Genomic DNA, 25,451 nt, shown 5'->3' on the forward strand with positions numbered 1-25,451 from the left:
CTGCCTACAACTGCCGGCCTGCGAAGTCCTGCAGTTGTGGGTAGAACAAGCGAAAGTCATCACTGAGCGGTTCATACAGACGCCGCAATTCCTGCATCGCCCCCGCCAGTTCTTCAGGTTTGCTCAGGCGCCGGGAAATCCCGCGCAGCACCTGCTCCAGCACTTCGAATTCCTGATACGAACCCAACCAGTCATTGGCCACCATGTGCGGGGCGATCTTCGCCAGGCGCTCGGGCAATTGCCGCTCGCTGGAGAGCACGCGATAAACGTCCGTGGTGAATTGCCCCAACGGCCGGTCGGCGTACAGCGTCCAGTCCCGGGCCAGGCAATGGTCGAAGAACACGTCGAGGACGATGCCGGCGTAACGGCGGCGGGTCGTGGAAAACCGCGCCAGTGAAGCGTCGACCAACGGGTGGCGATCGGTGAACACATCGATCTGACGATGCAGCGCAATCGCCGCTTCGATCTCCGGATCGAACTGCCCTTGCAGCCGTCCTTTGACGAAATCGCCATACAGACTGCCGAGCAGTTGACCGGGGCGCTGGCCACCGAGGTGCAAATGTGCGAGATAGTTCATGGGCGCAGCTTAGCACCGCGCCCGCGTTTGTTTACACCTCACATATCGTTATAACCCGATATACCGATTTATGCGGTCGTCAGATCGAATTCATATTGGTATATCGCGAAATACCGATTTAAAGTTCGCCTCATCGCGATATAGCGCTACACACATCACGAGCACCCAGCCATGAACATTGACCTCGACGAAATAATAAAAGCCCTGGCACACCCAGTACGGCGAGACATCCTCAACTGGCTGAAAGACCCGAAAGCCCAGTTTCCGGAACAGATCCACAACCACGAGTACGGCATCTGCGCCGGACAGATCGACCAACGCTGCGGCCTGTCGCAATCGACCGTCTCCGCCCACCTGGCCACCCTGCAACGAGCAGGCTTGATCAGCAGCCAGAAGGCCGGGCAGTGGCACTTTTTCAAACGCAACGAGGACGTGATCCAGGCGTTCCTCAGCACTCTCAGTAAAGAGCTCTGACCCTTAACGTCAGCCAGCCGAAAAGGACTAAATGATGCCCCTCTCGCTCCTCATACTCGCCCTGAGCGCCTTCGCCATCGGCACCACGGAATTCGTCATCATGGGCCTGTTGCCCGATGTGGCGGCGGATCTCGGCGTGTCGATCCCCGGCGCCGGCTGGCTGGTGACCGGTTACGCTCTGGGCGTGGCCATCGGTGCACCGTTCATGGCGATGGCCACCGCCAAACTGCCGCGCAAGGCTGCACTGGTGGCGCTGATGGGCATCTTCATTATCGGCAACCTGCTCTGCGCCATCGCCACTGACTACGAGGTGCTGATGTTCGCCCGAGTGGTCACCGCGCTGTGTCACGGTGCGTTCTTCGGTATCGGTTCGGTGGTCGCGGCCAACCTGGTGGCGCCGAACAAACGTGCTTCGGCCGTGGCCCTGATGTTCACCGGCCTGACCCTGGCCAACGTACTCGGCGTACCGCTGGGCACCGCCCTCGGTCAGGAAGCCGGCTGGCGTTCGACCTTCTGGGCAGTGACGGTGATCGGTGTGATCGCGCTGATCGGCCTGATCCGCTTCCTGCCGGCCAAGCGCGACGAAGAGAAACTCGACATGCGCGCCGAACTGGCCGCACTCAAGGGCGCCGGGATCTGGCTGTCCTTGAGCATGACTGCACTGTTCGCCGCCTCGGTGTTCACCCTGTTCACTTACGTCGCGCCGCTGCTGGGCGATGTCACCGGCGTCTCGCCCCGTGGCGTGACCTGGACCCTGATGCTGATCGGCCTGGGCCTGACCGTCGGCAACATCATCGGCGGCAAGATGGCCGACAAAGGCCTGGCCGCGACGCTGATCGGCGTGTTTATCGCCATGGCCGTGACCTCCACCGTCCTGACCTGGACCAGCATTGCGCTGATCCCGACCGAAATCACCCTGTTCCTCTGGGCCACCGCATGTTTCGCCGCCGTGCCTGCCCTGCAAGTGAACGTCGTGACCTACGGCCAGGCCGCACCGAACCTGGTGTCGACCCTGAACATCGGCGCCTTCAACGTCGGCAACGCTCTGGGCGCCTGGGTCGGCGGCAGCGTCATCGCCCACGGCTACGGCCTGACCAGCGTACCTCTCGCCGCTGCGGCGCTGGCGATCCTGGCACTGCTGGTAACCCTGATCACATTCCGCCGGAACGGTAATCCCGAGCTGGCCACCGCTAACTGATTCACTCACTTACTTCACGAGGGTTGTATCTCATGGCAACAATTTTCGATCCGATCAAACTGGGCGACCTCGAGCTGTCCAACCGCATCATCATGGCGCCGCTGACCCGCTGCCGCGCCGACGAAGGCCGTGTACCGAACGCGCTGATGGCCGAGTACTACGTACAACGCGCCTCCGCCGGCCTGATCCTCAGCGAAGCCACTTCGGTGACACCGATGGGCGTCGGCTACCCGGACACCCCGGGGATCTGGTCCAACGATCAGGTGCGCGGCTGGACCAACGTGACCAAGGCTGTTCACGCCGCCGGCGGCAAGATCGTCCTGCAGCTGTGGCACGTGGGCCGGATTTCCCACCCGTCGTACCTGAACGGCGAAACCCCGGTCGCCCCGAGCGCCATCCAGCCTAAAGGCCACGTCAGCCTGGTTCGCCCTCTGGCCGACTTCCCGACGCCACGCGCGCTGGAAACCGCTGAAATCGCCGACATCGTCGACGCCTACCGCGTCGGTGCGGAAAACGCCAAGGCCGCCGGTTTCGACGGCGTGGAAATCCATGGCGCCAACGGTTACCTGCTCGACCAGTTCCTGCAAAGCAGTACCAACCAGCGCACCGACAACTACGGCGGCTCCCTGGAAAACCGTGCCCGTCTGCTGCTGGAAGTGACCGACGCCGCCATCGAAGTCTGGGGCGCCGGCCGTGTCGGTGTACACCTGGCTCCGCGTGCTGATTCCCATGACATGGGCGACGACAATCTGGCAGAGACCTTCACCTACGTCGCCCGCGAACTGGGCAAGCGTGGCATCGCCTTCATCTGCTCCCGCGAAAAAGAAGGTGCCGACAGCCTCGGCCCGCAACTGAAAGAAGCCTTCGGCGGCGCGTACATCGCCAACGAGCGCTTCACCAAGGACAGCGCCAACGCGTGGCTGGCCGAGGGCAAGGCTGACGCCGTGGCGTTCGGTATCCCGTTCATTGCCAACCCGGACCTGCCGGCCCGTTTGAAGGCCGACGCGCCGCTGAACCAGCCGCACCCGGAAACCTTCTACGGCAAAGGCGCGGTCGGTTACCTCGACTACCCGACGCTGTAAATCGCAGCGCAGAAACACAAAAAGCCCCCGACTCGTGAGAGTCGGGGGCTTTTTATTGGGCGCGGGGTTCGCGAATCGCTCACAGGTTTGACACAAAATCCCTACAAAATACGTAGTTCGCTACGTATCAACTCGATGGGTTGAGGTATATAAAAGCAATCCACTGCGGCGAGGCGAACGAACAGGGATCTTCATCCGCCTGCTTCATTGACATAACCTGATCCAATTACGCATTTTGTTTCATTTGCGCAGGCTGGGGCTCCAGCGCAGCATATCCAGCCCTGTATCGACCCAGCGCTCGGCTTCGGCGTACAGCTCGAAGCTGTCCGGGGCCAGCAGCCACTGATACAGGATGCCATCGATAAAGGCGTGAATGCTGATGGCCGCGCGGGCGGTGTCGAGGTCCGCCGGCAGTTGCCCACGATTGACCGCATTACTCAATGTCAGCGCGATATGCACATTGCAATCGAGGCTGGCGGTCCGGCGCTGCTGGCGCAGATCGCACATTTCATCGGTGAATTCGCACTTATGAAACAGAATTTCGTTGATACGCCGGGTTTTAGGGTCCAGCGCAATTTGATGAAACAAATGAATCAACAGCTTGCGCATGCAGCCCAGCGGATCGGGTTCGTCCTCGCTTTCGCTGGCCTTGGCCAGTTCATCCAGCGGTTCCTTCAGCGTATCGAGCATCGCCTGCAACAGATCGGCCTTGTTGCTGAAGTGCCAGTAGATGGCGCCGCGCGTTACGCCCGCAAGGCTCGCAATATCGGACAGCGTCGTACGGGCCACGCCCCTTTCATAGAAAGCTTTCTCGGCGGCTTCCAGAATCTGGCTTCGCGTTTCCTGAGCTTCCTCTTTGGTACGACGAACCATGGCAGTAAAACCTCAAACAGGATGTTTCAGGGATGGCTGAATATCCGCTGAATAAAAAGGGGTGGACCTCTCGCGGATCGACTCCCCCGGCCTACAATTTCAGACCTTGCCACGACCTTTGTAACCGGTTGGGTACGCAGCCAAGGTGTTTACAAACAACCATGAACGTAAGTATATTCCTTAGCAAGCTACTTATCCACCCGGTAACCTTTTTTTACCCTTCCACACTTCTTGTGCGCTTTTCGCGCGCCTGACCCGAGGATCTTCATGCAATTCAAGCCAGCTGTTACCGCTCTGGTCACTGCCGTCGCCCTGGCATCGCTGCTCAGCGGATGTAAAAAGGAAGAGGCGGCTCCCGCCGCACCACCTCCTCAGGTCGGCGTCGTCACCCTGCAACCACAAGCCTTTACCCTGACATCGGAACTTCCGGGCCGCACCAGTGCGTTCCGCATCGCTGAAGTCCGTCCGCAGGTCAACGGCATCATTCTCAAGCGTCTCTTCAAGGAAGGCGGCGATGTCAAAGCCGGCCAGCAGCTGTATCAGATCGATCCGTCGGTCTATGAAGCGACCCTGAAAAGCGCCGAAGCCAACCTGCGTTCGACCAAGTCGATCTCCGATCGCTACAAGCAACTGGTCGACGAGCAGGCCGTGAGCCGTCAGGAATACGACACGGCCGTGTCCAACCGCCTGCAATCGGAAGCTTCGCTGCAGAGCGCGCAGATCAACGTGCGTTACACCAAGGTCTATGCGCCGATCTCCGGTCGTATCGGCCGTTCTTCGGTCACCGAAGGCGCGCTGGTCAGCAATGGCCAGTCCGATGCGATGGCGACCATCCAGCAACTGGATCCGATCTACGTCGACGTGACGCAGTCCTCGGTCGAACTGCTGGAGCTGCGCCGTGAACTGGAAAGCGGTCGTCTGCAGAAGGCCGGCGACAACGCCGCTGCGGTCAAACTGACCCTGGAAGACGGCAGTCAGTACAAGCTCGACGGTAAGCTGGAATTCTCCGAAGTGTCGGTCGACCCGACCACCGGCTCCGTGACCCTGCGCGCCGTGTTCCCGAACCCGGATCACACCCTGTTGCCCGGCATGTTCGTCCGCGCCCAACTGCAGGCCGGTGTCAACGCCGCCGCTATCCTGGCGCCGCAACAAGGCGTGACCCGTGACCTCAAGGGCACCCCGACCGCTCTGGTCGTCGGTGCGGACAACAAGGTCGAACTGCGTCAACTCAAGGCCAGCCGCACCGTCGGCAGCCAGTGGCTGATCGAAGACGGCCTGAAAGCCGGCGATCGCCTGATCACCGAAGGGCTGCAATTCGTCCGTCCTGGTGTTCAGGTCAATCCGACCGAAGCGACCAACGTAGCCAAGAACCCGGCACCCGCCAAGGCAGCTGACAAAGCCTACGGCGGCAAAGGGGAGTAACTCATGTCGAAATTTTTTATCGACCGTCCGATTTTCGCCTGGGTAATTGCCCTGGTGATCATGCTGGTCGGGGCTCTATCGATCCTCAAGTTGCCGATCAACCAGTACCCGAGCATTGCGCCACCGGCCATTGCGATTTCCGTGACCTACCCGGGTGCTTCGGCACAGACGGTCCAGGACACCGTGGTGCAGGTGATCGAGCAACAGCTCAACGGTATCGACAACCTGCGTTATGTGTCTTCGGAAAGTAACTCCGACGGCAGCATGACCATCACCGCGACCTTCGAGCAAGGCACCAACTCCGACACCGCGCAGGTCCAGGTCCAGAACAAGCTGAACCTGGCCACCCCGCTGTTGCCGCAGGAAGTGCAGCAACAGGGTATCCGCGTGACCAAGGCAGTGAAGAACTTCCTGCTGGTGATCGGCGTGGTATCGCGTGACGGCAGCATGTCCAAGGACGACCTGTCCAACTACATCGTGTCGAACATGCAGGACCCGATCTCGCGGACCGCCGGTGTCGGTGACTTCCAGGTCTTCGGTGCCCAGTACGCGATGCGCATCTGGCTCGACCCGGCCAAGCTGAACAAGTACAACCTGACCCCGGCCGATGTCAGCGCCGCGATCTCGGCGCAGAACGTGCAGATTTCGTCCGGTCAGCTCGGCGGTCTGCCGGCGCTGCCAGGCCAGCAACTGAACGCCACGATCATCGGCAAGACCCGTTTGCAGACCGCCGAGCAGTTCAAGGCGATTCTGCTGAAGGTCAACCAGGATGGCTCGCAGGTACGTGTCGGTGATGTCGCCGACGTCGGTCTGGGCGGTGAAAACTCCAGCATCGCGGCGCAGTTCAACGGCAAGCCGGCTTCCGGTCTGGCGGTGAAACTGGCCAACGGTGCCAACGCCCTCGACACCGCAAAAGCCCTGCGCAAGACGATTGACGACCTCAAGCCGTTCTTCCCGCAAGGCATGGAAGTGGTGTTCCCGTACGACACCACGCCGGTGGTGACCGAGTCGATCAAGGGTGTGGTTGAAACCCTGGTCGAAGCGATCGCGCTGGTGTTCCTGGTGATGTTCCTGTTCCTGCAGAACTTCCGCGCCACCGTCATCACCACGATGACCGTGCCGGTGGTATTGCTCGGTACGTTCGGCATCCTCGCGGCCGCCGGTTTCAGCATCAACACCCTGACCATGTTCGGTATGGTATTGGCCATCGGTTTGCTGGTGGACGATGCCATCGTCGTGGTGGAAAACGTCGAGCGGGTGATGGCCGAAGAAGGCCTGTCACCGAAGGAAGCGACCAAGAAGTCCATGGGCCAGATCCAGGGCGCCCTGGTCGGTATCGCCCTCGTACTGTCGGCGGTACTGCTGCCGATGGCGTTCTTCAGCGGCTCCACCGGTGTGATCTACCGTCAGTTCTCGATCACCATCGTCTCGGCCATGGCCCTGTCGGTAATGGTTGCGCTGATCTTCACCCCGGCACTCTGCGCCACCATGCTCAAGGCGATTCCGAAAGGCGAGCACGGCACGCCGAAAAAAGGTTTCTTCGGCTGGTTCAACCGCAACTTCGACCGCAGCGTGCGCAGCTACGAGCGCGGTGTCGGCAACATTCTGCAGCGCAAGGCGCCGTACCTGTTGGCCTACATCCTGATCGTGGTCGGCATGATCTGGCTGTTCACCCGCATTCCGACGGCGTTCCTGCCGGAAGAAGACCAGGGCGTTCTGTTCGCCCAGGTGCAGACCCCGGCAGGTTCCAGTGCCGAGCGCACCCAGGTGGTGATCGATGAAATGCGTACCTACCTGCTGGATAAAGAATCCAGCTCGGTAGCCTCGGTGTTCACCGTGAACGGCTTCAACTTCGCCGGTCGCGGCCAGAGTTCCGGTCTGGCGTTCATCATGCTCAAGCCTTGGCACGAGCGTGACGCAAGCAACAGCGTGTTCGCCCTGGCCCAGCGTGCCCAGCAGCACTTCTTCAGCTTCCGCGATGCGATGGTGTTTGCCTTTGCCCCGCCGGCCGTACTGGAGTTGGGTAACGCCACCGGTTTCGACGTGTTCCTGCAGGACCGCGCCGGTATCGGTCACGACAAGCTGATGGAAGCCCGTAACCAGTTCCTCGGCATGGCCGCGCAGAGCAAGGTGCTCTACCAGGTGCGTCCGAACGGTCTGAACGACGAGCCGCAATACCACCTGGAAATCGACGACGAGAAGGCCCGTGCCCTGGGCTTGAGCCTGTCCGACATCAACAGCACCCTGTCGATCTCCTTCGGTAGTAGCTACGTCAACGACTTCATCGACCGTGGTCGTGTGAAGAAGGTTTACGTGCAAGGCCAGGCCGGCGCTCGCATGAGCCCTGAAGACCTGAAGAAGTGGTACGTGCGCAACAGCGCCGGCACCATGGTTCCGTTCTCCGCGTTCGCCAAGGGCGAGTGGATCTACGGTTCGCCGAAACTGGCACGTTACAACGGTGTAGAAGCGATGGAGATCCTCGGTTCTCCGGCGCCGGGTTACTCCACCGGTGAAGCGATGGCCGAAGTCGAAGCGATTGCTGCCAAGCTGCCGCCGGGTGTCGGTATTTCCTGGACCGGTCTGTCCTACGAGGAACGTCTGTCCGGCTCACAAGCGCCAGCGCTGTACGCCCTGTCGCTGCTGATGGTGTTCCTGTGTCTGGCGGCGCTGTATGAAAGCTGGTCGATTCCGATCGCGGTCATGCTCGTGGTGCCGCTGGGGATCATCGGTGCGCTGATGGCTACCAGCCTGCGCGGTCTGTCGAACGACGTGTACTTCCAGGTGGGTCTGTTGACGACCATCGGTCTGGCGGCTAAAAACGCCATTCTGATCGTCGAATTCGCCAAGGAGCTGCACGAGCAAGGGCGCAGTCTGCGCGATGCGGCGATCGAAGCCTGCCGCATGCGTCTGCGACCGATCATCATGACCTCGCTGGCGTTTGTCCTCGGTGTAGTACCGTTGGCCATCTCCACCGGCGCCGGCTCGGGCAGTCAACACGCGATCGGTACGGGCGTGATTGGCGGTATGCTCACGGCCACGATCCTGGCGATCTTCTGGGTCCCACTGTTCTTCGTCACTGTGTCGTCCATGGGTCAGCGCAAAATCGCTGGCGAGGATGACACCAAAGAAACTCCTAAAGAGGCTGGCCAATGAGCAAGTCGCTACTCTCCATCGCAGTCGCCGCCTTCGTGCTGAGCGGTTGCTCGCTGATACCGGATTATCAGCAGCCTGAAGCACCGGTGGCCGCGCAATTCCCGCAGGGGCCTGCGTACTCGCCGGCCCAGGCACCGGCGCAGGCCGCTGCCGAACAGGGCTGGAAGCAGTTTTTCCATGACCCTGCCCTGCAACAGCTGATCCAGGTTGCCCTGGAAAACAACCGCGACCTGCGTGTCGCGGCGCTGAACATCGACGCCTACGCGGCTCAATACCGCATCCAGCGTGCCGACCTGTTCCCGGCGGTTTCGGCCAATGCCAGCGGCAGCCGTCAGCGGGTTCCGGCCCGTGCGTCGCAGACCGGTGAAGCGAACATCACCAGTTCGTACACCGCCACCGTCGGCATCAGCGCCTACGAGCTCGACCTGTTTGGTCGGGTTCGCAGCCTGAGCGAGCAAGCGCTGCAACAATACTTCGCCACCGAAGAAGCGCGCCGCAGCACCCAGATCAGCCTGGTGGCCAGCGTGGCCAACGCCTACCTGACCTGGCAGGCCGACAAGGAACTGCTGAAGCTGACTCAAGACACCCTCGGTGCCTTCGAGGAAAGCTACAAGCTGACCAGCCGCAGCAACGAAGTCGGTGTGGCCTCGGCGCTGGATCTGGCGCAGTCGCGTACCTCGGTCGAGAACGCCCGTGCACAACTGGCGCGCTACACCCGCCAGGTGGCCCAGGACGAAAACAGCCTGACCCTGCTGCTCGGCACCGGCGTGCCGGCCAACCTGCAAGCGGCCAAACCGCTGTCGGATGACCTGCTCAGCGATGTGCCGGCCGGTCTGCCGTCGGATCTGTTGCAACGCCGTCCGGACATCCTTCAGGCCGAGTACAACCTGAAGGCCGCCAACGCCAACATCGGCGCTGCCCGCGCAGCGTTCTTCCCGAGCATCAGCCTGACCGCCAATGCGGGCAGCCTGAGCCCGGACCTGTCCGGCCTGTTCAAGGGCGGTTCGGGCACGTGGCTGTTCCAGCCGCAGATCAACCTGCCGATCTTCAACGCCGGCAGCCTGCGCGCCAGTCTCGACTACGCCAAGATCCAGAAGGACATCGGCGTGGCGAACTACGAGAAGTCCATTCAAACGGCCTTCCAGGAAGTCGCCGATGGCCTGGCCGCGCGCCAGACCTACACCGAGCAGCTGCAGGCCCAGCGTGATTTCGTCGCCGCGAACCAGGACTACTACCGTCTGGCCGAGCGTCGCTACCGCATCGGCGTCGACAGCAACCTGACCTTCCTCGATGCCCAGCGTCAGCTGTTCAGCGCCCAACAGGCCCTGATCACCGACCGCCTCGCGCAGCTGACCAGTGCGGTCAACCTGTACAAGGCACTGGGTGGCGGCTGGAATGCGCAAACCGCGCAGAACGAACCGCTGAAAGAAGAAGCGCCGAAGATGAAGTTGTTCTGATCGTCTCGCGATAAACAAAAAGCCCACCATCCGGTGGGCTTTTTGTTGTCTGCGCAACGTCTTCAGCCGCCGACACCGTTGAGCAGAAACACCGGTTCTTCCAGATAATCGAGCCCCAGACGGTTTTCGAACATTTCATCGCGCAGCGCCGCCGTGGTGAAACACCCGAGATTCAACGCCGTGGCCATCAGTGAAAACGTCTGGCTCAGGTGCCCGGCATCCATCAACGCCACCCGCAGCGCCCGGCTGAACTCGTACTTCCAGGCCAACCGCTCGACCCGCGCGGTGGACACGAATACCGCGGCCGCATCCTTCACCCAGGGTTGTCCGCCACTGGCCTCGCTGATCCAGGCCCGAGGATCCTCCCGCGACAGCAACTCCAATCCGTGACGACGTACGGAGTAGTGATAAAGCCCCCGCTCGAAACCCTGCACATTCATCAGCACCGCATACACCTCGGTGGCTTGCAGCGAGCCGCCGGACGGCGAGGTTTTCTTCAGGAAAAAATCACCCATGCCGTTCGGCTCCATCGCCGTCACGCCCCAGGTGTAATAGAGCAGCAAGGACAATTGCGTCGGCGTCAACGGCTTGCCGCTGAACGCCCGCGACGTACGCCGCGCGCACAGCGAATCGAGCAGCGTCGTTTCGGCGAGGGTCTCGCCGGGCACCAGCAGCGGATTTTCCAGAGCAATGAAGGGGTGAGAGTGATAGTCCTTGAAGGATGACGGCTGACGTTGCTGCGAGGCCTTCTGCTCCAGCTCGGCCTCAAGCTCGACGACGCTGACATAGGGCGTCTGCAAACCGGTGCGGGTGCTGAGGTAAAACTCCAGCGCCGCCTCCCAGCGGGACCAGAGCTGGAGCGGCTGCCTGTGCGCCCCGTCCGGCGGGCCGTCTACCGTTTGCACAATCCCGTGATTCACCAGCGCCTGCAAAAAAGCCAGGTGACTGCCCTGCTCCGGGCTGTTCAAAATACCCGGCAGCATCAGCGCACTCTCAAGTGAATGTGGGGTCATGAAGTGGTTCAACAACGGCAGCAACGTCAGGCAGAACTCCAGACTCAGGCCCGATTGCCGATCCCGCAGCACAAAGGATGAAGCCCCGACACTGAACCATACGTTTTCCCTGAGTTTGAGCAACGAGCCGGGCTCGAGGGCCGGAGTGTCCGGCGCTGATGGCGGCTCGCGCCCCTGCCAGAACAGCACCCTGGGCTTGAGACGCTTGATGTCGCGAATCAGGACCTCCAGTTGCGCATCGTCGGCTCTGTCGGCGATGTCCCACTCCAGCGTCACCGCCCTGACCGGGGACACCGCAAACAACTGCGTCAACAGATCCCAGTCCCGACGCGGATGCCCGGTGTGGATTTCAATCAACCGGTCCAGCGGCAACGAACGCAGATAGTCTTTCAGGTCATAACCCAGCGCTTTGGCAGTGGCGATGGCGCTGTCCAGATCCAGCAGAAACCCCGCACCGCTGCGTTGCACCACGCTGGAAATGAATTCGCCTTCCGACTGCTCGTGGGCGTCGGCCAATGAAAACAGTCGTGGCGCGTTTTCCAGTACCAGCGGCGTCGCGGTCAGTGCTTGCAGCTCGAGGGCGTTGGCGACCACCGTGTCGGCCACTTCCTCCGCCAGGGTCGGCAAAATGAAGTGCTGGGTGTCACCGCCGTGAAACCGCGACCAGGAAATGTGCTCCGCCAGCCAGGGTGATCGGGTTCTGTCGCACAGCCGTCGGGTCATCTGCAGAAACTCGCGATCCATCGCGATCCCTACACTGCCCAGAGACAGGCTGGAGGAATGCAACAGACTGGGCGTCTGCTCCCCGACTTCAAGCAGGCGTGGTTCGAGGATGCTGTGGGTCGGCTGAAACTCCAGGTAATCGAAATGCGGCAGTCCTTCGGCGAGGATCCGTTCGAGGGCCGGATCGACGGCATGATCCGCCACCCGGTGACGGGGCAAGTGATACTCCAGCCCTACCCCGGCCTCGGGAAAACGCGAAGCATCGAACATCGTCATGATTGCCTCCCGGGCTCAGGCCGTCGCACCCAATACCGGCGGCGTCGTGGGCAATGGCGCCGCAGCGGCCAGCCGCCCGGCGTATTTGCTCTCCATGGCCCGCACCTCGGCGGCAAGGTTTTCCAGCAACTGGCGCCCATGGGGCGTGAAATCCTCACTGCCTTGAAGGTCCGGCAAGGCCCGGATCAGCCCCCGCAGGATGAACAGCAGACGGTTCTGCGCCCGCTGCAATTCCTCGTCGGAACGCGACCGCACCCGTTCCATGTACTTGACCAGCGCGATGTACACGTAAAACGCATGAAAGTAGCCATACAGGTCACGTTTCTGGCCCGACCACGGCAAGCTGAATGAGGCTTCCTGAGAAGCACCAGGGTCGACAATCGCAGACACCTCGACGACGTGATAAAGCAACTGATGAATCGCCTCATGCACCAGGGATTCCTCAAGATCGAGGATCGAGTCATCCCGGCTCGCCAGAAGGATGACGCCGGTGTAGCGCGAAGCCGAACAACTGCGAAAGGAACCGTCCGGCAGGTAGCAAATCGACTTGATCAGAGCCTTCATCTGTTCGCGGCAGGCAGGCCAGGTGTGCTCGATCCGCAACAGGGCAATCTTCACCACGTCAGCGAAGAACCGGCTGGAAACACCGCCACGCTCCAGGCGTTTTCGGGTCGCTTCGTCTTCCGGGAATTCATAACTGGGCGGCGTGGCCTGCATGATCAGCGGATCGGCGTCGAACCGGTAGACAGGCGGGTCGTTCTGAACCACGCCCGACTGACTCCGGGCCTTGACCCTGTCGAGCATCTCGGGAAACTCGAATAATGTCTTTTCCAGTTCGGCAGTACTCTCTGACTTGCCGACCAGAAAGTGATTGGTTAATCGAAAAGCCTGCCCGCTCCATATCTGAAAAACCGGGTCATTGATAATCAAAGCCTGTTCACGGGGTGGCAGCAATACAAGTTCCACCGCCCGGTCGAAAAACACCGACAACCGCGACTCCTCGGAAAACAACTTGAACAACTCGGCATATAAAACCATGAAGATGGTGAAACGATTGCGACTGACATGTTCAAGTAATATTTCAAACCTTGAATATCTGGCATCGGCAAGAAATGTGTTCCCTTTAAACAAGTCATCAACCGTCGAATCAAATTCGCCGTGGTTTCCAATATCCATTTTTCAACCATCCTTTCAGGCAGGCGGCAATGGTTTCGCCATGGTCAGACTGGCGATGTCATAGCCCAATTGTTCATAAAGACCACGCGCCGGCAGGTTGCGGCCAAACACATGCAGACGCATTTCCTCGCAGCCGTTCTGTCGCGCCCAGGTTTCGGCGGCCAGCATCGATTGCCGGGCATGCCCCTGACGGCGCTCGCCAAGCTCGATGTAGATATCCAGGATGAAGGCAATCGGCTTCGTGCCGACATGTCGGCGGGCGATCCACAACTCGCCGATGCGTCGCTGGTTGTCCCGGATCACCCAGAGCTGATGGTTTTCGGTCAGCCGTCCCTTATCCAGCAACTGCGCGAAAGCCGTGGCGGATCGGTGTGGGGCCTCTGCCTGGCTCCACTCTCCCGAGGCGACCATGCCCTGGGCGTACTCTTCGACCGCCCTTTCGGTGAACGTCACAAAGTCCGCGTCGTCCATGGGAATCAAGGTGACTGACATACGTCGCTCACTCCCTGTGCAAGCACTTTGCAATCGGGCCATTTGGCGCACACAGAGCCGGATCGCCGCTCCACGACACGCCAAACAGCCCCCCGGGCATCAGTCCATCCGTGCCTGAACCTGTTGTTGCTGGTCAAATATCGCAGCCGCTCCCAGCTTGTCGCGAATACCCGCCCCGGCGGTGCCCAGTTTTGCCACATCAATACTCTTGACGGCGCCCAGTTCGGATGCGCTCAGATGCACACCGATGCCCTTGGCCGCGCCTTCAGCATCCTTGTGCAACTGTTCCGCAAAGTCCTTATCAATAAGGGCACGACCGACCACCGTCGCGAGACGTTCCTGATTCACTTTTGCAGGCATGTTATCTCTCCTTGTTATCAATAATTAATCCTCTCGAGAGTGACAATTAACCTCCCTGCCCCTTTCGAGAATTTTGAATATAGCAATGCCTGTTTCCTTTGCCAGTTACAACACAACCTCCCGTTAAACCTTTTCACGATAAGCGATAACGCCAATTATTAAGTTGAACCCGCGATGATTGAGACAGCCTTTATTGCAACAATTACTGTAGGTAATTTCCTACAACTAAAGAAATAAGCACATCCACAATCGCCATTAATAGAACGCCGCCGGAGCAACTCGTTAATACGAAACATAAACACGGGATTTCATTAAGAATGCGCTGAGAACAAAAAATATAACCCTCTCCGATTAGCGTTCGATAATCGCACAAAACCCTGTTTACCCCGATTGAATCCCCGTGCCGATCCCCCTCACCATTGCCCACACCAACAAAACCAATAAAAACAGGTTCACCCCCATGACCATGCGTCCTCCCCGCTTGGGCTGATCCCGCCCTTCGTTTCATCGAGTCCGTTTCTTGTCTGCAACTTCCGGTTGCGGCTGCGAACTGCTTCATCCCAAACAATTAGAGAGACCCGAGCCCATGACACGTTCTACAACACCTTGCGCACTCAGTCTGATCGCCCTGGCATTGACCGGCATCGCCTTGCCTGTGGCCGCCGAAGAGACGGGCTTCATCGACGGTGCCAAGGCCGACCTGAACCTGCGCAACTTCTACATCAACCGCAACTTCACCAACCCGACCAAGACCCAGGGCATGGCACAGGAATGGACGCAGAGTTTCATCCTCGACGCCAAATCCGGTTTCACCCAAGGCACCGTCGGTTTCGGCATGGACGTATTGGGGTTGTACTCGGTGAAACTCGATGGCGGCAAAGGCACGGGGGGCACGCAACTGTTGCCACTGGATCATGACGGTCGCCCGGCGGACAATTTCGGCCGTACCAACGTGGCGTTCAAGGCCAGACTGTCGCAGACCGAAATCAAGGTCGGCGAGTGGATGCCGGTGCTGCCGATCCTGCGCTCGGACGACGGTCGCTCGCTGCCGCAGACCTTTCGCGGCGGGCAGATCACCTCGAAGGAAATCGACGGCCTGACCCTCTACGGCGGCCAGTTCCGCGCCAACAGCCCGCGCGACGACAGCAGCATGAGCGACATGTCGATGTTCGGCAAACCGGCGTTCACCTCGGATCGCTTCAACTTCCAGGGCGGTGAATACGCGTTCAACGGCAAGCGCACGCAGATCGGCCTGTGGAACGCCGAACTCAAGGACATCTACAGCCAGCAATACGTCAACCTGATCCACAGCCAGCCGCTCGGCGACTGGACCCTGGGCGCCAACCTCGGTTTCTTCTACGGCAAGGACGACGGCAGCGCCCGGGCCGGCAAGCTCGACAACAAGACCTGGTCGGGGCTGTTCTCCGCGCGCTACGGCGGCAACACTTTCTACGTCGGCCTGCAAAAACTCACCGGCGACAGCAACTGGATGCGGGTCAATGGCACCAGCGGCGGGACCCTGGCCAACGACAGCTACAACTCAAGCTATGACAACGCTCAGGAACGCTCCTGGCAAATCCGCCACGACTACAACTTCGCCGCCCTCGGCGTTCCCGGCCTGACCCTGATGAACCGCTACATCAACGGTGACAACGTGCACACCGGCACCATCACCGATGGCAATGAATGGGGCCGCGAATCGGAACTGGGCTACACCGTGCAGAGCGGCACGCTGAAGAACCTGAATGTGCGGTGGCGCAATTCGACCATGCGCCGTGACTACAGCAATAACGAGTTCGACGAAAACCGGGTGATCGTCAGCTACCCGATCAATCTGCTCTAGTGGCCAGCGCCATCCGTCCGGATTCATGGATCGTCACGAATCGTTGAGTAGAGTGGATGCACCTGAAGGACTCAGGCGCTCCACCCTTCCCGCTTCCGTTATCTGTTGATGTTGGTCCCCCGGGACTTGAGCCAGGCTGTCACCGGAAGACACTGCCGATCATCGGAGGACCACCTCATGATCACTCGAGTCAAACCGGCTCCCGATTGGGATGCCAGGGCGTATCAGCAGTTTTCCCGTCTCAGGCAACAACCGGTCGATGAATTGCTCGGCCGCGTCGATCTGCACAATCCTCAACGCATTTATGACCTCGGTTGCGGCACCGGGATCGCCACGAAGGTTCTGGCCGATCGCTGGCCCCGGGCAGATCTCAAGGGCATCGACAGTTCGCAAGACATGCTGCAGGTCGCCCGCTGTCTGCCGATCAAGGCGCGCTGGCAACACGCCGAGCTGCAACACTGGAAACCCCGCAAACCAGCTGACCTGCTGTTCGCCGCGGCCGTGCTGCATTTCATCGATGACCATCAAACGCTGTTGCCGGGATTGCTCCGCCACCTCAACCCCGGCGGATGCCTGGCCGCGCATATGCCGGACTGGCGCGATGCGCTTTGGTATCGCCTGATGCTCGATACCCTCGAGGATGCCGGCCCCGGTGGCCAACCGCTGGGCAGCCCGCAACTGCGCCAGCGCATGGCGGCGCGGCCGTTGTTGTCACTGGAGGATTACTATCGTTTGCTCGCGCCGCTGACCCGGTCGCTGGATATCTGGGAAACCGAGCAATTGCAGGTGGTCGACGGCAAGTCACCGGTTTATGACTGGGTGAAGGTGTCGGCGCTGCGGCCGGTGATGCAGGGGCTGACGCCGGAGGAACAGGCGCGCTTCATCTATCACTACCTGATGCGGGTGCATGCGCATTATCCGCAGGAGGACGACGGGCATACGTTGTTTCCGTTCAAGCGGATTTTCATTGTGGCCAAGGTGTGAAACTCACAGGATCGCAGCCTTCCACAGGCTGCGATCCCTCGAATTCAACGATTACTCGCGTGATTCGGTACCCAGTTCGTCCCACACCGATTCGGCCAGATGGAAGGTCGCATTCGCCGCCGGAATCCCGCAGTAGATCGCGCTCTGCATGATCACTTCCTTGATCTCGCCACGGCTCACGCCATTGTTGGCCGCTGCGCGCAGGTGCAATTTGAGTTCACCCTCGCGGTTCATGCCGATTAGCATGGCGATGGTGATCAGGCTGCGGGTGTGGCGTGGCAGGCCCGGGCGGGTCCAGATGTCGCCCCAGGCGTGCCGGGTGATCATCTCCTGGAATTCCGAGTTGAACTCGGTCAGCGTGGTCAGGCTGCGATCGACATGGGCATCACCGAGCACCGCACGGCGCACTTGCATGCCGTCGTCATAACGTTGTTTCTCGTCCACAAAAGTCCCCTCAAGCGGCCAGCAGGAATGTCAGCACGCGGTCGCTGAACGCGTCACCGGCCTGAACGTTGGAAAGATGTGCGGCATAGAACTCGGCGTACTCGGCGCCCCGCACATGCTCCTGAATGAAGTGCCCGCCGGACGGTGGCGTCACCGCATCTTCGGTACCGGCGATCACCAGCAACGGAGCCGTGATCGACGCCAGTTGATCGCGGAAATCCGCATCGCGCACCGCCGCGCAGTTGGCGGCGTAACCTTCAGGATTGGTGGCCGCGAGCATGTCGGTGATCTGCTTGGCCGCTGCCGGATGGGCCGCCGAGAAGTCAGGGGTAAACCAACGGGCAATCGATGCATCACGCAACGCAACCATCGCCGCCGGGCCGTCACGCAACACGGTTTCGATGCGCGGGTTCCACACCGACGGATCGCCGATTTTGGCGGCGGTGTTGCAGACGATCAGTTTGTTAAGACGCTGGCCGGCGTTGATCCCGAGCCACTGGCCGATCAAGCCGCCCATGGACAGACCGCAGAAATGCGCGCGTTCAATGTGCAGCGCATCCAGCAGCGCCAGCACGTCGCGGCCCAGTTGCTCGATGCTGTAGGGGCCCGGCGTCACCAGCGACTGACCGTGACCACGGGTGTCGAAACGCAGCACCCGAAAGTGCTCGGTGAACGCCGGCATCTGGGCGTCCCACATGTGCAGGTCGGTGCCCAGCGAATTGGACAGCACCAGCACCGGCGCATCGACCGGGCCTTCCAATGAGTAATGCAGTTCGCCATCGGCGAGTTGAACGAAAGCCACAGCCCTCTCCTTTCAATCAGACAATGCGTTGTGTTCGGCCACCGCTCGCTCGACCCAGACCTGCGCCTGACCGAGGTAACGGGCGGGATCAAGCAAATGATCCAGTTCTGTTGCGCTCAGTTCGGCGGTCACTTGCGGCTCGTCACCGAGCACCGCACGGAGATGACGTTGTTCGGCCACCGCCCGTTTGCAGCATTGTTCGAGCAGATGATGCGCGGCGTCGCGGCCGACCCGTTGCGCGAGCACGATGCTCACCGCTTCGGCCAGCACCAGACCTTGGGTCAATTCCAGGTTGCAGGCCATGCGCGCGGCATCGACTTCCAGACCCTCAGCCAGCAGCCGCGCCTGTTGCAGCGCGCCCGACACCAGGCAGCAGATCTCCGGCAAGGTTTCCCATTCCGCGTGCCACAGGCCGAGGCTGCGTTCGTGTTCCTGAGGCATGGCGCTGAACAGCGTCGAAACCAGACCCGGCACACGGGTCGCCGCACCAATCAGCACGGCCGCGCCCACCGGATTGCGCTTGTGCGGCATGGTCGAGGAACCGCCCTTGTCCGGCGCCGAAGGCTCGAACACTTCCGCCGCTTCGGTCTGCATCAACAGGCTGATGTCGCGGCCGAGTTTGCCGAGGCTGCCGGCGATCAGACCGAGCACCGCGCCGAACTCGACAATGCGATCGCGCTGGGTGTGCCAGGGTTGTTCCGGCAGGGTCAGATTCAGTTCTTCGGCCAGCGCACGGGCAATCGGCAACGCCTGTTCACCCAGCGCCGCGAGGGTCCCGGACGCACCGCCGAATTGCAGCACCAGCAGCCGTGGCTTGAGCTCGCGCAGACGCTGACGGCTGCGGGTCACGGCGCCGAGCCAGCCGGCGATCTTCATGCCGAGTGTCACCGGCGTCGCATGTTGCAGCCAGGTGCGCCCGGCCAATGGCGTCGCGGCGTGGCGCTCTGCCTGAGCAGCAAGGGAGCCGGCCAGTTGCGCCAGCTCCCCTTCGATCAATTCCAGCGCCTGACGCAATTGCAGCACCAGCCCGGAATCCATCACGTCCTGACTGGTGGCGCCCAGATGCACATAACGTTCGGCTTCAGCATCGGATGCCGCGATCCGCTTGCCCAATGCCTTGACCAGCGGAATCGCCGAATTGCCCGCCGTGGCGATGGCTTCGCCCAACGCTGCGAAATCAAACAACTCGGCGCGGCAAGCGTTCTCGATGGATGCCACAGCGCTCGCCGGAATCACCCCGACCCGCGCTTCGGCCCGGGCCAGCGCCGCTTCGAAGTCGAGCATCGCCTGCACCCGGCCCTGATCGCAGAACACCTCGCGCATTTCGCGAGCAGTGAAGTAGGCATCGAACAATTGATTGCCCGGTCGCTGAGTCATAAACAGTCCTTGCCGGCGCGGGCCATCGCGGCCCGCGCACTTCGGTTTAGAGATCGTGGTGCAAATACGCGGCCTGTTTCGGCAAGCGCAGGCTGAACAGGAACGCCACCGCCATCATCACCGTGACGTACCAATAGAAGGCGTTTTCCATGCCCCCGGCCTTGAGGCTCAGAGCCACATATTCCGCCGAACCGCCGAAGATCGCGTTGGCCACCGCATAGGCCAGACCGACGCCAAGGGCGCGCACTTCCGGCGGGAACATTTCGGCTTTCACCAGGCCGCTGATCGAGGTGTAAAAACTGACGATCGCCAGCGCCACGGTGATCAGCACAAAAGCCAGGAACGGGCTGCTGACGCTTTTCAGGCTCAGCAGGATCGGCACGGTGAACAGCGTACCGAGGGCACCGAACCAGAGCATCGAGTTACGCCGGCCGATCTTGTCGGCGAGCATGCCGAACAGCGGCTGCATGCACATATATAAGAAGAGCGCGCCGGTCATGATGAAACTGGCGGTCTTGGCGTGCATGCCGGCGGTGTTCACCAGGTACTTCTGCATGTACGTGGTGAAGGTGTAGAAAATCAGCGAGCCACCAGCGGTGTAACCCAGCACGGTGATAAACGCGGCTTTGTGATCGCGGAACAGCGCAGCGATGCTGCCGGCGTCCTTGTGTTCACGGGTTTCCTTGTTGGTGGTTTCTTTCAGGGTGCGACGCAGGAACAGCGAAATCAGCGCCGCCACCGCCCCGACCACAAACGGAATCCGCCAGCCGTAGGCCCGCAGTTCGTCTTCAGAGAGGAACTGTTGCAGGATCACCACCACCAGCACCGCCAGCAGTTGCCCGCCGATCAGGGTCACGTACTGGAACGAGGCGAAGAATCCGCGCTGGCCCTTGAGCGCGACTTCGCTCATGTAGGTCGCCGTGGCGCCGTACTCGCCGCCCACCGACAAGCCTTGCAGCAGACGCGCGAACAGCAACAGCACCGGCGCCCAGACGCCGATGCTGTTGTAGGTCGGCAGACAGGCAATGAGTAACGAGCCGAAGCACATCATCAGAATCGAGATCAGCATCGAATTCTTGCGCCCGTGCTTGTCCGCCACCCGGCCGAAGATCCAGCCGCCGATCGGTCGCATCAGGAATCCGGCCGCGAACACGCCAGCGGTGTTGACCAGCTGCACCGTGGGGTTGTCCGAGGGGAAGAACGCCGGGGCGAAGTAGATCGCGCAGAAGGCGTAGACGTAGAAGTCGAACCATTCGACGAGGTTGCCGGACGAGGCGCCGACAATCGCGAAGATACGCTTGCTGCGCTCTTCGCCGGTGTAATGAGAGGTGGTGGTTGTCATTGTTTTTCACTCGATAGGGACAGTGAGAGTCTAGACACACTTCGCAACAGTCCCGTTCCACAGATACTCAAGCGCTGCAAATCCCTGTGGGAGCGGGCTTGCCCGCGATGCGGTGTGTCATTCAGCACATAGGTCACTGATCTACCGCCATCGCGAGCAAGCTCGCTCCCACAGGGTTAAGTGGTGTTCTAGTAATCGAAGAACACGGTTTCCGCGTCAGTGCCCTGCAGGATCACATTCCACTGATAGACACCCTCTGCATCCGCCTTGGCCAGCAACGTGCTACGGCGCTCGGCCGGTACACATTCGAGCAGTGGATCATTGACGTTCGCCGGATCGCCCTCGAAATAAATCCGCGTCAGCAAGTGCTTCACCAGACCGCGCGCGAACACCAGCACCACCAGATGCGGCGCCTGGGTCGTGCCTTTCAGGCCTTCGACCGTGCCCGGTTTGATGGTGGTGAAACGGAAGCGCCCTTCGGCATCCACCGGCACCCGGCCGAAACCTTCGAAATTCGGGTCCAGCGGTTTGGCCTGCTCGTCTTCCGGGTGATCGTATTTTCCGGCGGCGTTGGCCTGCCAGACTTCGAGCATGGCGTCGTTGACGACATCGCCATTGCCATCCACCACTTGCCCGGTGATCGCCACGCGCTGGCCGAGGGTCAATTCGTTGGCGAGGTTTTCGCGGTTCAGCCAGGTCAGGCCGATGTGGTAATACGGCCCGACGGTGTGGGACGTGGTCGCAGTCAGGGTCATCTTATTTCTCCATCGGCGTGGCTTCGCGGCCGCGCAGCACGATGTCCCAGCGATAAGCGAGGGCGTAGGACGGAATGGTTTTTTCCAGATCGAAAGCGGCGATCAGGCGTTCCTTGGCCGAAGTGTCCGGCACGCAGTTGTAGATCGGGTCGTAGGGCAGCAGCGGATCGCCCGGGAAATACATCTGCGTGACCAGACGCGTCAGGATGCTCGGCCCGAACAGCGAGAAATGCACGTGGGCCGGGCGCCAGGCGTTGTGGTGGTTGCCCCATGGATAGGCGCCGGGCTTGATGGTCTGGAACTGATACCAGCCGTCGGCGTCGGTCACGGTGCGGCCGGTGCCGGTGAAATTCGGGTCCAGCGGCGCGTCGTGCAGGTCACGGGCGTGGTTGTAGCGACCGGCAGCGTTGGCCTGCCAGATCTCCACCAGAATCCCCGGCACCGGCAGACCGTCTTCATCGAGCACACGGCCGTGAATGATGATTCGTTCGCCGAGCGGTTCGCCCTGATGCTGGGCGGTCAGATCGTTGTCGGTGTCGGCCACGCGTTCAGCGCCGATGGTCGGGCCGGTGATTTCCGACAGCGAGTGTGGCAGGAACACCAACGGCTTGGACGGCGAGCGCAGATTGGTGGATTGATAATTCGGGTGCAGGTACGGCGGCTGGGTGCCTTCCTGTGGGCGGCGGTAACCAGGCTTGTCAGTCATTTCGCTTTCCTCTGTTCTTGTTCGTCACGGCTTGCGTCAGACGCGTTCGATGGCCAATGCCAGACCCTGGCCGACACCGACGCACATGGTCGCCAGACCTTTCTTGCCACCGGTCTTTTCCAACTGATGCAGGGCGGTCAGCACCAGACGTGCGCCACTCATGCCCAATGGATGACCGAGGGCAATCGCCCCGCCGTTCGGGTTGACCTGGGCCGCGTCATCCGCCAGCCCCAGTTCGCGCAATACCGCCAGACCCTGGCTGGCAAACGCTTCGTTGAGTTCGATCACATCGAAATCGCTGACCGCCACGCCGAGGCGCTCGGTGAGTTTGCGCACCGCCGGCACCGGGCCGATGCCCATCACCCGTGGCGCCACCCCGGCGCTGGCCATACCCAGCACTTTGGCGCGGGCGGTCAGACCGTGTTTTTTCACCGCGTCAGCCGAGGCCAGAATCAGCGCCGCCGCACCGTCATTCACACCCGACGCGTTGCCGGCGGTGACAGTCTTGTCCGGGCCATTGACCGGTTTCAGTCTGGTCAGGGCTTCAAGGGTGGTGTCGGCCCGAGGATGTTCGTCCTGGCTGACCACGGTTTCGCCTTTCTTGTGGGCGATCCGCACTTCGACGATTTCTTCGGCGAAGTAGCCGGCAGCCTGGGCGGCGGCCGTCCGTTGCTGACTGCGCAGGGCGAAAGCGTCCTGATCCTCGCGGGAAATTTCGTAATCGTCGGCGACGTTGTCGGCGGTCTGTGGCATTGCGTCGACGCCGTACTGCGCCTTCATCAACGGGTTGATGAAACGCCAGCCGATGGTGGTGTCTTCCAGTTTCATGTTGCGCGAAAACGCCGCATCGGCCTTGCCCATCACGAACGGCGCGCGGGACATCGACTCGACGCCGCCGGCAATCGCCAGCTCCATTTCGCCGCTGGCAATGGCGCGGAACGCCGTGCCGATGGCGTCCATGCCCGACGCGCAGAGGCGATTGAGGGTGACGCCGGGCACGCTCTCCGGCAGACCGGCCAGCAGCAGCGCCATGCGCGCCACGTTGCGGTTGTCTTCGCCGGCCTGGTTGGCGCAGCCGAGAAACACTTCGTCGAGAGCGCTCCAGTCCACCGACGGATTGCGTTCCATCAGGGCCTTGATCGGCACGGCGGCCAGGTCGTCGGCGCGAACAGCCGCCAGACCGCCACCGAAACGACCGATGGGGGTACGAATCGCATCGCAGATATAAACGTCGCGCATCATGCTTCTCCCGGTGCCTGGCCGTGGGCCGCTGCGGTGCGGGCTTCGAGATCGCGCAAAGCGCTCAGCTCGACCTCGGTCGGTTCGGCAGTGGTGGCTACGCTGTCGGCAAATCGGATGGCCCAGCCGGTGGCGGCGACCACTTGCTCGCGGGTCACGCCCGGGTGCAGTGCGGTGACCACGAACTCATTGGTGCCCTCTTCCGGTTCCATGATGCACAGGTCAGTGATGATGCCGACGGGACCTGCGCCCGGCAGGCCCAGGCGTTTGCGCGAATCGCCGCCCTCGCCATGGCCGACCGAGGTAATGAAATCGAGCTTGTCGACAAACGAGCGCGCCGACTGCTTGAGGATGATCAGCACACTTTTCGCGGAACCGGCGATCTCCGGCGCACCACCGGCACCCGGCAGACGGACTTTCGGCTGATGGTAATCGCCGACCACCGTGGTATTGATATTGCCGAAACGGTCGACTTGCGCCGCGCCGAGAAAACCGACGTCGATGCGCCCGCCCTGCAGCCAGTAGCGAAAAATCTCACCGGTCGGGACGACGGTGTCGGCAGTTTCCGCCAGCTCGCCGTCACCGATGGACAGCGGCAATACGCTGGGTTTGGCGCCGATCGGGCCGGACTCGTAGATCAGCACCACGTCCGGCGACGAGGTCAGCCGCGCCAGGTTGGCGGCTTTCGACGGCAGGCCGATGCCGACGAAGCACACCGAGCCGTTCTTCAGGCGACGGGCCGCTGCAACGGTCATCATTTCATTGGTGGTGTAAGTCATTACTTGGCCTCCGAAGCAGCGGCCAATTTGGCCTGAAACTCGCTGAAGTCAGCGCAGCCATGGATGTATTCGTTGATCCACGCGGTAAACGTCTCACGGTCGCGGGCGATCGGGTCCCACGCCTGATAGAAGCGGTTGTCACGCTCAGTGTAACCATGGGCGTAGGACGGATGCGCGCCACCGGGTACATGGCAGACCGCGCTCAGGGCCCAGGTCGGCAGCACGCAGGCGTTCATCGGGGCGTTGAGGTTGTCGACGATTTCTTCGACGGTGACGATGCAACGCTTGGCGGCCAGCGCGGCTTCTTTCTGCACACCGAGAATGCCCCACAGCAACACGTTGCCCTGACGGTCGGCTTTCTGGGCGTGGATCACGGTCACGTCCGGGCGCACCGACGGCACCGCCGCCAGCACTTCACCGGTGAACGGGCACGTCACGGATTTGATCAGCGGGTTGACCTTCGGCAGGTCGGAACCGGCGTAGGCCCGCAGCACCGCGAACGGCAGGCCGGAGGCGCCGGCGACGTAGGCATTGGCCAGGTCGGCGTGGCTGTGTTCTTCGATTTCCAGCGCATGCGGCCATTGCTTCTCGACCGCATCGCGCAGACGGTGCAGCGAACCCACGCCAGGGTTGCCGCCCCAGGAGAAGATCAGCTTGCGTGCACAGCCGGCGCCGATCAGTTGGTCGTAGATCAGGTCAGGCGTCATCCGCACCAGGGTCAGATCTTTCTTGCCCTGACGAATGATTTCATGACCCGCCGCCGTAGGGATCAGGTGAGTGAAGCCTTCGAGCGCGACGGTGTCGCCGTCGTTGACGAATTGCTTCACCGCGTCGTGCAGCGAAAGGATCTCAGCCATGGAGCGGGCTCCCGTTTTTGTAGTGGATCGCCAGTGATAAAAAGGCG

At 61.3% G+C, this 25,451-nt stretch carries 23 protein-coding genes; 8 read left to right on the forward strand and 15 right to left on the reverse strand.

The window, feature by feature from the left end; translation table 11 throughout:
• Window positions 1-4: 4 nt before the first annotated feature.
• Window positions 5-577, reverse strand: a complete 573-nt coding sequence (locus tag AC07NR_RS01915) for an acyl carrier protein phosphodiesterase (RefSeq protein ID WP_114881738.1) — start codon at window positions 575-577, stop codon at window positions 5-7.
• 171 nt (window positions 578-748) lie between these two features.
• On the opposite strand from AC07NR_RS01915, the gene AC07NR_RS01920 reads away from it, so the two are divergent.
• From AC07NR_RS01920 to AC07NR_RS01930, 3 genes are read left to right on the forward strand one after another with little or no spacing between them, the layout of a single operon-like run.
• A complete protein-coding gene (locus tag AC07NR_RS01920) occupies window positions 749-1,051 on the forward strand; it encodes an ArsR/SmtB family transcription factor (protein WP_007957866.1) in 303 nt (100 codons plus the stop codon).
• Window positions 1,052-1,085: 34 nt separating this feature from the next.
• Window positions 1,086-2,249: an MFS transporter gene (locus AC07NR_RS01925; RefSeq protein ID WP_119427271.1), complete on the forward strand. Its 1,164-nt coding sequence runs from the start codon at window positions 1,086-1,088 to the stop codon at window positions 2,247-2,249.
• Window positions 2,250-2,281: 32 nt separating this feature from the next.
• Window positions 2,282-3,331: an alkene reductase gene (locus AC07NR_RS01930; RefSeq protein WP_085712981.1), complete on the forward strand. Its 1,050-nt coding sequence runs from the start codon at window positions 2,282-2,284 to the stop codon at window positions 3,329-3,331.
• Between the two features lie 240 nt (window positions 3,332-3,571).
• Here AC07NR_RS01930 and emhR read toward each other — a convergent pair whose 3' ends face one another.
• Complete coding sequence (gene emhR / locus AC07NR_RS01935) at window positions 3,572-4,204, reverse strand: efflux system transcriptional repressor EmhR (RefSeq protein ID WP_248742794.1); 633 nt, start codon at window positions 4,202-4,204, stop codon at window positions 3,572-3,574.
• A gap of 267 nt (window positions 4,205-4,471) precedes the next feature.
• Here emhR and emhA point away from each other — a divergent pair, with 267 nt between their 5' ends.
• From emhA to emhC, 3 genes are read left to right on the forward strand one after another with little or no spacing between them, the layout of a single operon-like run.
• Window positions 4,472-5,626: an efflux RND transporter periplasmic adaptor subunit EmhA gene (gene emhA / locus AC07NR_RS01940; RefSeq protein ID WP_114881734.1), complete on the forward strand. Its 1,155-nt coding sequence runs from the start codon at window positions 4,472-4,474 to the stop codon at window positions 5,624-5,626.
• A gap of 3 nt (window positions 5,627-5,629) precedes the next feature.
• On the forward strand, window positions 5,630-8,779 hold the full coding sequence (emhB, locus tag AC07NR_RS01945) for an efflux RND transporter permease subunit EmhB (protein WP_248738080.1): 3,150 nt from the start codon (window positions 5,630-5,632) through the stop codon (window positions 8,777-8,779).
• A complete protein-coding gene (gene emhC / locus AC07NR_RS01950; protein ID WP_085712977.1) occupies window positions 8,776-10,236 on the forward strand; it encodes an efflux RND transporter outer membrane subunit EmhC in 1,461 nt (486 codons plus the stop codon). The genes emhB and emhC overlap by 4 nt, the downstream gene beginning before the upstream one ends.
• Before the next feature lie 62 nt (window positions 10,237-10,298).
• On the opposite strand, the gene AC07NR_RS01955 is transcribed toward emhC, so the two are convergent.
• The 4 genes from AC07NR_RS01955 to AC07NR_RS01970 form a co-directional block, all read right to left on the reverse strand.
• Window positions 10,299-12,248 carry a multinuclear nonheme iron-dependent oxidase gene (locus AC07NR_RS01955; protein WP_495077697.1) on the reverse strand — a complete coding sequence of 650 codons (1,950 nt, stop codon included), beginning with the start codon at window positions 12,246-12,248 and terminating at the stop codon, window positions 10,299-10,301.
• Between the two features lie 15 nt (window positions 12,249-12,263).
• Window positions 12,264-13,424: an aKG-HExxH-type peptide beta-hydroxylase gene (locus AC07NR_RS01960; RefSeq protein ID WP_495077698.1), complete on the reverse strand. Its 1,161-nt coding sequence runs from the start codon at window positions 13,422-13,424 to the stop codon at window positions 12,264-12,266.
• Window positions 13,425-13,439: 15 nt separating this feature from the next.
• Window positions 13,440-13,916, reverse strand: a complete 477-nt coding sequence (locus AC07NR_RS01965) for a GNAT family N-acetyltransferase (RefSeq protein ID WP_423205062.1) — start codon at window positions 13,914-13,916, stop codon at window positions 13,440-13,442.
• Window positions 13,917-14,015: 99 nt separating this feature from the next.
• Window positions 14,016-14,276 carry an Os1348 family RiPP precursor gene (locus AC07NR_RS01970; protein ID WP_119427265.1) on the reverse strand — a complete coding sequence of 87 codons (261 nt, stop codon included), beginning with the start codon at window positions 14,274-14,276 and terminating at the stop codon, window positions 14,016-14,018.
• Between the two features lie 586 nt (window positions 14,277-14,862).
• Between AC07NR_RS01970 and AC07NR_RS01975 the strand changes: the two genes are divergently transcribed.
• Together AC07NR_RS01975 and AC07NR_RS01980 are read left to right on the forward strand one after the other, a co-directional pair.
• On the forward strand, window positions 14,863-16,119 hold the full coding sequence (locus AC07NR_RS01975) for an OprD family porin (protein WP_495077699.1): 1,257 nt from the start codon (window positions 14,863-14,865) through the stop codon (window positions 16,117-16,119).
• Between the two features lie 177 nt (window positions 16,120-16,296).
• A complete protein-coding gene (locus AC07NR_RS01980; protein WP_495077700.1) occupies window positions 16,297-17,103 on the forward strand; it encodes a methyltransferase domain-containing protein in 807 nt (268 codons plus the stop codon).
• Window positions 17,104-17,154: 51 nt separating this feature from the next.
• Here AC07NR_RS01980 and pcaC read toward each other — a convergent pair whose 3' ends face one another.
• From pcaC to AC07NR_RS02025, 9 genes are all read right to left on the reverse strand, one after another.
• Window positions 17,155-17,547 (reverse strand): 4-carboxymuconolactone decarboxylase, encoded by a 393-nt coding sequence (pcaC, locus tag AC07NR_RS01985; RefSeq protein WP_011332825.1) that lies wholly within the window; start codon window positions 17,545-17,547, stop codon window positions 17,155-17,157.
• A 10-nt stretch (window positions 17,548-17,557) separates the two neighbouring features.
• A complete protein-coding gene (gene pcaD / locus AC07NR_RS01990; protein ID WP_495077701.1) occupies window positions 17,558-18,349 on the reverse strand; it encodes a 3-oxoadipate enol-lactonase in 792 nt (263 codons plus the stop codon).
• Window positions 18,350-18,361: 12 nt separating this feature from the next.
• Window positions 18,362-19,726, reverse strand: coding sequence for a 3-carboxy-cis,cis-muconate cycloisomerase (locus AC07NR_RS01995; RefSeq protein ID WP_495077702.1), 1,365 nt, complete (start codon window positions 19,724-19,726; stop codon window positions 18,362-18,364).
• Window positions 19,727-19,772: 46 nt separating this feature from the next.
• Window positions 19,773-21,068, reverse strand: coding sequence for an MFS family transporter (locus tag AC07NR_RS02000; RefSeq protein WP_114881728.1), 1,296 nt, complete (start codon window positions 21,066-21,068; stop codon window positions 19,773-19,775).
• Between the two features lie 188 nt (window positions 21,069-21,256).
• Window positions 21,257-21,823 carry a protocatechuate 3,4-dioxygenase subunit alpha gene (gene pcaG, locus AC07NR_RS02005; RefSeq protein ID WP_495077703.1) on the reverse strand — a complete coding sequence of 189 codons (567 nt, stop codon included), beginning with the start codon at window positions 21,821-21,823 and terminating at the stop codon, window positions 21,257-21,259.
• 1 nt (window position 21,824) lies between these two features.
• On the reverse strand, window positions 21,825-22,529 hold the full coding sequence (gene pcaH, locus AC07NR_RS02010) for a protocatechuate 3,4-dioxygenase subunit beta (protein WP_007957831.1): 705 nt from the start codon (window positions 22,527-22,529) through the stop codon (window positions 21,825-21,827).
• Between the two features lie 36 nt (window positions 22,530-22,565).
• Window positions 22,566-23,771 (reverse strand): 3-oxoadipyl-CoA thiolase, encoded by a 1,206-nt coding sequence (gene pcaF, locus AC07NR_RS02015; protein WP_495077704.1) that lies wholly within the window; start codon window positions 23,769-23,771, stop codon window positions 22,566-22,568.
• Complete coding sequence (locus tag AC07NR_RS02020) at window positions 23,768-24,547, reverse strand: CoA-transferase subunit beta (RefSeq protein WP_265812106.1); 780 nt, start codon at window positions 24,545-24,547, stop codon at window positions 23,768-23,770. The genes pcaF and AC07NR_RS02020 overlap by 4 nt, the downstream gene beginning before the upstream one ends.
• Window positions 24,547-25,404 (reverse strand): CoA transferase subunit A, encoded by an 858-nt coding sequence (locus AC07NR_RS02025; RefSeq protein ID WP_003222404.1) that lies wholly within the window; start codon window positions 25,402-25,404, stop codon window positions 24,547-24,549. Before AC07NR_RS02025 ends, AC07NR_RS02020 begins: the two co-directional genes overlap by 1 nt.
• Between the last annotated feature and the right edge of the window lie 47 nt (window positions 25,405-25,451).

The organism is Pseudomonas sp. GW821-FHT09C09 (assembly GCF_059418105.1).